Raw genomic sequence first — 971 nt, forward strand, 5'->3', positions numbered from 1 at the left:
ATTTTAGATAATGAAAAAGGATAGCAGTTGCTATCCTTTTTTAATAAACAAAATGTTTTTAGATAGTTCATTTATACTATCTGTTAAAATTGCAAGTTTTCCTTCAATCCTAATAAGTAGATACATACTTATAGCAATGGGAAAGCCTACATTTGCAATCAGAACTTCTAAATTACCATCCATATTTTATTAAAGTACTAAGTCGTAGTTAGTAGTATCAGTTTGTACAACTTTTGCAGAAACTAAATATGCTAAGTCAGCTCCACCAGGAGCGAAGATATTTTTTTCTGTTATAAGCTCCATTGCATTTTTCACTTCTGATTCTGATAAGTCTTCTCTAGGGTTGTCAACTGATATTGATACTTTCTTGTCATCTGTAGTTTTAAAAGTCATAACTAATTTTTTATTTAATTCCATAATAAAATCCTCCTAATNATATTNNTTTTAATAATATAAAGTATTTCAAAATTTAAAACCTTAATTGATAAATAGCGCCCACATGTGGCTTGAAGTATTTCGACGATACATCGCTCAAGTGAAATAAATTTTATATATCTTCATTTTGAAGGTAATATAGACTATAGAAATAACNTATTCTTGAAGMGATTCTAAAGCTGATGCCACTTCGTATACATCTTCATTTGATGCATTGTGCTTAACATTTGAAAATGTTCTGCTTTTTACTTTAGTTTTACCTGTTGAGTCATCTCTTCCTAAATCAAATTTYAATCTAAGTCCTGCTGGATTATTTGCTACTGTAACTGCCATATAAGTTACCTCCTAAAWTTTATATTTTAAGCTAWTTGTAAGCTTATATTTATATATTAGTTGGAAAGTATGAAGTAGGGTTTTAATGTATTTTTCTAAAGTATATTTAAAAGTATTTTCCTCGAAAGTTTTTATTTTAAAATCTACAATTATATTAAAATAAGGTATTAAATTTTGGAGRGATAAAATGAAGATAAGAAAGG

Annotated in this window: 3 protein-coding genes; all 3 read right to left on the reverse strand. The window is 27.2% G+C overall.

The genetic code is table 11. From position 1 onward, the window contains the following. Positions 1-30: 30 nt before the first annotated feature. The 3 genes from G3997_RS11535 to G3997_RS03465 all read right to left on the reverse strand — a co-directional run bounded on the left by G3997_RS11535 (position 31) and on the right by G3997_RS03465 (position 768). Complete coding sequence (locus G3997_RS11535; protein ID WP_296648154.1) at positions 31-183, reverse strand: YvrJ family protein; 153 nt, start codon at positions 181-183, stop codon at positions 31-33. A 6-nt stretch (positions 184-189) separates the two neighbouring features. Further along, the gene (locus tag G3997_RS03460) at positions 190-417 is read right to left on the reverse strand and encodes a DUF2922 domain-containing protein (protein WP_296648156.1); all 228 of its coding nucleotides are present in this window, start codon (positions 415-417) and stop codon (positions 190-192) included. Between the two features lie 114 nt (positions 418-531). Beyond that, on the reverse strand, positions 532-768 hold the full coding sequence (locus G3997_RS03465; protein WP_296648160.1) for a DUF1659 domain-containing protein: 237 nt from the start codon (positions 766-768) through the stop codon (positions 532-534). Between the last annotated feature and the right edge of the window lie 203 nt (positions 769-971).

It is taken from the genome of Romboutsia sp. 13368 (assembly GCF_018336475.1).
Classification (GTDB): domain Bacteria; phylum Bacillota; class Clostridia; order Peptostreptococcales; family Peptostreptococcaceae; genus Romboutsia.